3 protein-coding genes are annotated in these 5,335 nt (G+C 46.5%); all 3 read right to left on the bottom strand.

Annotated elements, in window-relative coordinates:
* Positions 1-266 precede the first annotated feature (266 nt).
* On the bottom strand, positions 267-1,859 hold the full coding sequence (locus AC1DUA_RS21855; RefSeq protein ID WP_477501781.1) for an extracellular solute-binding protein: 1,593 nt from the start codon (positions 1,857-1,859) through the stop codon (positions 267-269).
* Positions 1,860-1,973: 114 nt separating this feature from the next.
* Positions 1,974-3,581, bottom strand: coding sequence for a response regulator transcription factor (locus AC1DUA_RS21860; RefSeq protein ID WP_477501782.1), 1,608 nt, complete (start codon positions 3,579-3,581; stop codon positions 1,974-1,976).
* Positions 3,556-5,335, bottom strand: a 1,780-nt coding sequence (locus AC1DUA_RS21865; protein WP_477501783.1) for a sensor histidine kinase, incomplete at its 5' end; no start/stop codon positions are given. The genes AC1DUA_RS21865 and AC1DUA_RS21860, both read right to left, overlap by 26 nt.

The raw sequence follows: 5,335 nt of genomic DNA on the forward strand, positions 1-5,335 counted from the left end.
TGGCAGAGAAGTCTTTGAAGGCAATTTGAATTCCATACATAGGGACGTACTTGAAAACAATGTACCAAATGAACGGAATGGCTAACAYGATATAGAACTCGTATTTGATTACAATGCGTTTCCACAGCTTTCGGCGCTGATTAGGTTGCAGAGTCTGCGGAATTATGGTTGTGTTCATCTAAGTCCCCCCCCTCGCTGGTGCATCCTCGGACCATCTGAGTTCGGATGTTCTCCGGGTCCGAGAAGCACGATATTTTACGCGATCACTATTTGCTCATCGCATCGAAGGCGGCTTGATACGCTTGCTCAAGCTCATCGACCTTCATTTTCTTCAACGTGGCGGTGTATTCGTTCCATTTGTCAAAGCTGGTCTCGCCTAGAATGAATTTGATCGCGGATTCCTGCACGTATTTATCGAGATCGGCTTTAATCGGTACAACTTTCTCAGTAGCCTCTTTGCTGAATATCGGTGCGCCGTACATCACTTTGGAAGTAAACGTTTCCGAAGCAGCGGATACTTCCTTTGTTTTATCGCTCAAAACAATATCGTCTACAATAATGGTCGGAAAACCGCCCCCTGGCACGAGATTGACTTGCCCCAGCGCCGCCATCATTCCCCGTGGGTCGTTCTTGATGCTGTCAGCCAGTACCGGTTTGCCATTTTGCATGGAATAAGATTGGCCTTCCACCCCATAGTTGAAGAATCGACTGCCTTCCTCACTGAAGAAATAATCTACCCAGCGAACAGCCGCTTCAGGATTCTTGTTAATTCTTGTGACAGCGAAGGTGCCGATTGGCGAAGCTAGTGGGCTGCCTGTGCTAAGCAGTTGATCCCCGTGCGGCCCTTTAATAGGGGCCATTCCGCTGAATTGATTTTCAACTTTCGTGAAAGGGTCGGATGCGTAGATGAAGAACATCCCGTACAGCGCCTGAGACAAGTTGCTCCGCCATTTCGGAAGATCAGCCGCAAAGAAATCGGGATAAAGCAATTTTTCGGTATACAACTTGTTAAGGAACTGCAGAAGCTCCTTGTATCGGTCGTCTGCGATCCAGAGCTTTACTTTATTTCCATCAATATTCGCGTTGGCGCCAAGTTGATGGTCCAATCCAAAGGAACCGGCAAAGGTCGTGAAGATCATGCCTGGATCACGTAAGCCAAGTGGAATTTCATCCTTTTTACCATTGCCATTAGGATCTTGATCACGGAATGCACGCAGAACAGTAAACAGTTCATCCACATTTGTTGGTGCTTTCAAGTTCAGCTTCTGCAGCCATTCCTGATTAATCCAGACCTTATCTCCCCGTCCAGCAGCCTGAAGCCGGATCACAGGAAGTGAATAGATGTGGCCGTCTGTTGCTGTAATCGACTTTTTGGCATCCGGGTATTGCTCGAACAGCTTCTTCAGATTCGGAGCGTGCTTATCGATCAAACCCTCCAGAGGAATCAACATTTGCTCCTGCATGCCGTACTTGGAAATGTCCGTATTGCTTAGATTCGCTCTTAGGAATACATCTGGTAATTCGTTGGAAGCGAATAGCAGATTCCTTTTCTCGTCACAACCCTGCGATGGTGTCTCCTCGTAGTTCATCTTGATACCACTTTTTTTCTCATACTCCTTGAGCACCAGCACATCTTTCCAAGCAGCCTGATTCGGATCTTTGCAACCGAAAACGCGCATCGATACTTCCGATTTGACGATTGGGAATCCTGTAGGATTCAATACAGAGCTAACAGCTTGTTCATCCTTTGCTTTTGTCTCCTCATTGGTTGTTTTATCTGCGGTTGTGCATCCGCTGAGCAGTACGAGAAAAGCCGTCGCCCCGATACAAAGATTTGTTAACGGTTTCATTTTACCCATAGTCATTCAACCCCCTATATGTTTATGTGTTGCTGCAACATTACAATTATTATAGGTTGTTACGGGAAACTGCGGCGTACGACATATTTATAATAAACGTCAAATGTTTGCAGTTTACTTATTATGCTTATTGGCATATACATGAGGCGTTTCCCCCATATGCTCTTTGAACAGCTTAATAAAATAACTGTAATTGTTAAAGCCGACCTGTTGGTAAATCTCCTTAATCGAATTCGCCCCTGTCCGAATTAATTGAGCGCTTCGATCAATTCGATACGCCGTCATATATTCCGTAAATGTGGTCCCTGTCTCTTCCTTAAAAAGCCTGCTTAGGTAAGACGGTGTAATGCGCAGCTGCTCAGCGGTTTCCTCCAGCGTAATACCGGTACTGTAGAATTGTTGAATGATTCTTACCGCCTGTGCGACATATCTGGTGTAACGCGCTGAAGTAGATTGCACGCGAAGCTCCTCAATTAACCTCACATATAGCTCGATCAAATTGTGTTCAAACGCTTGTTCATTGGGTAGAACGGGCAATCCTGCTTTCATTTCCTGAAAAATCCATTCCGCATCAATACCCGCCTTTTGTGCAATTTTCACGGCGAGCTGGAACAATTCCGCGCTGGTGCTGTCAACTCTTTGCGGCAAGGCCGGTATGCTCGCAGCACATGTTGTTGCGATGTCACGAATGATCCGCGAGGCTGCCTCTGCATCACAGGCTTCAGCAGCGGCTAATAGTTCCTTCTCTTGGTTCAGGGTAACGAAAGACACTTGACTCCCTGCACGGTTGTCAGCATTCGGCTTATAGCCTTGAAGTTGGTCGATCTGGTTTCGTAATTGTGCATAACAATCAGCAATTGATGCTAGCCTGTCAAACATGGGAGAACTAACGACAAGGCCAGCTGCGCTAAAGTAAAGCTCAAGCGATTTATTCAATCGAGATTTTTTCGCTTCAATACGCTGCTGCATCGCATATTCGCTTCGTTCGTTCTCAAGCGAAAACAGCACGCCGAACGCCCCTTTTTCCAAGTAAACGGCACATCCCGAATCTCCAACAATTTGCATTGCCATATCGGTAATTGAGCGCATATAGCGTGTAAATTCCTGTTCATTCATGCGTAAAGAAAGCGAGTCGACGTGAATCAGCTTCATCAGAAACAAGACATGGAGCTGTTCGTCCCGTCCATAGGGCATGTCCTGGAAATGCTCCACATAGTGGCGTCGCTCTTCCGACGTACCGGAGCCGATCAGCAGTTCTTTCAGGTAACTCTGACTGACAGCAGGGCTTGCCGTCTCCCATTTCAGCCTCTCTCGTTCACGTGCGGTTTGTTTCGCCAGCTCTTCGTGAACCTTCTCCTTCACGATACTCAGAACCGGAATAAGCGTCGCAGGCGACAGTGAATGCTTCAGCAAGTAATCTATTGCCCCGTAGTGGAGCGATCCGCGAACGAAATCATACGAATCATAGCTACTAAGCGCAATAATTCGTACTTGTGGATAGAGCTCTGCCATTTGCCTGACAAGTTCGACCCCTCCCATGCCAGGCATGTGCATATCTACAATCGCCAAATGTGGCTCAATCATGGAAATAAGCTGAAGCCCCTCATTTCCGTCACAGGCTTCTCCGCAAAACGTAAAACCTAAGTTCTCCCAATTAATAAGTGAGCGCAAATGATTGCGAACGAGTAACTCGTCGTCAACCGAGATAACTTTGAGCAGCATCTTCCTGCCTCCTTCTCACTTGAGGTATTGTTAGTTCAACAGTTGTGAAGATGTCCTTCTGACTGTAGATTTGTAGTCCATACGGCTCGCCATAAGCAAGCTTAAGTCGTTCGCTGATGTTGCTCAGACCGATGCTGCCCGATCGCGAGAACCCACTCGTGTCATTACCCTCGTCGAATATTTGCTCGAGCATGCCACCAGGAATGCCGACGCCATCGTCTGTCACAATTAGTTTGAGTCTGGAAGGTCCATCACCATAAATGCGAATGGAAACGGTGCCTTCCCGATCCGTTGTGCCAAGTCCATGATTCATCGCATTTTCCACAAGCGGTTGCACGATTAGTTTAGGAATCAGACAGTCAAGCACCTCGTCTTCCACCTTGACTACCACCGCAATTCGGTCTAAAAACTTGTACCGCTGTATACGCACATATCGGTCAACTTGTTCCAGCTCCTCATGGACAGTAATCATTTCCCGCTTCGGATCAATGGCAAAGCGCATGAGCTCAATCAAGGATCCGGAAATGTCTTCGATATTGGTGGCATGCTGAATCCGAGCCAAATACTTGATTGTATTCAGCGTATTATACAGAAAATGCGGCTTAATCTGCGCTTGAAGCGCCTTGTATTCAGCTTCACGTTTCTCCTTTTCCTGAATCCTGACTTTCTTAAGCAGTTCTTGAAGGTGATCCATCATAGAGACAAACATCTCACTGAGTTGGCCGATTTCATCATCGTTATTGATGCGCGGTCTTGCATTCATATGCCCTTCGCGAACAAGCTTCATGGCACTGTGCAGGCGTTTAATATTTTTGGTCATTTGCTTGGAGAGAAAAATGGATACCAAAAGCACAATCGCCAAAACTACGGCCGTCATGGTCAAGATTTGGCTGCCGATCCCTTTGGCCTCGCTTAATAAGACAGAAAGAGGCACCATCGTAATCGTGGTCCAACCCGTATATGTGGAACGTGTAGAGACAGCCAAATACGATTGATTGTCCATCTTCAGTTTGCTGCTTTTCCACTTGCCAGGATCGACATCTGAGGCAAGGGCCAGCATTTGCTGATCTTCCAGTCTGCTGCCGATACGTTCGCTTCTTGAATCGTAAAGAATACTACCATTTTCATCGACCACGTCAACAATCGTCCCGGCTAATGGTTCGATCTCATAGACTTGCCTGATCAGATTTAGATCAAAATCGATGATGCACAAGCCGATCAAACTGCCGCTTGATAACACGGGGCGCACCAGCATAATTCGGCCATTTCCTAATGGATCAAAAATTAGATGCCTGCGATTCTCGCGAATCATCGGATCTTGCCAAAGCGAAGCAATGAATTCAGAATTACCTGCGCGGTAGCCTGTATAGAAAACAACATCACCTTGTCCGACAACAGTAATTTGACGCACATAATTTTTGAATGCAGCCATCGACGCGAGGAAATCTTCCACCACTTTCTTCTCCTGGAACCATTCCAGCGACGGTGCTTCGGTATGGCTGAGCAAACTTTGGTGGATTAAATCGCGTATCACAATCGATTTTGCAATATTGTCCGTCTCCTCCACCATCGATTGCAGATTAGCATTTGCCCCCTGAATCCGATCTGAAATGTAGGTAGTTGCATTCCTTTCAATCACTCTCGTTGAGCTATAATACGAACTGTATGCGATTACAAGAATCGAGAAGAGAATGGTTAAGCCAAAAGCTGCGAACATTTTTCCTTGTATGGTTTTCATCATCAAGCATCTTTCC

This window comes from Paenibacillus sp. 01T422 (genome assembly GCF_056398785.1).

What these genes read in the sequence shown, in the direction of transcription:
- AC1DUA_RS21860 (WP_477501782.1), bottom strand. Translation starts at nt 3,581, where the DNA reads ATGCTGCTCAAAGTTATCTCGGTTGACGACGAGTTACTCGTTCGCAAT.
- AC1DUA_RS21855 (WP_477501781.1), bottom strand. Translation starts at nt 1,859, where the DNA reads ATGGGTAAAATGAAACCGTTAACAAATCTTTGTATCGGGGCGACGGCT.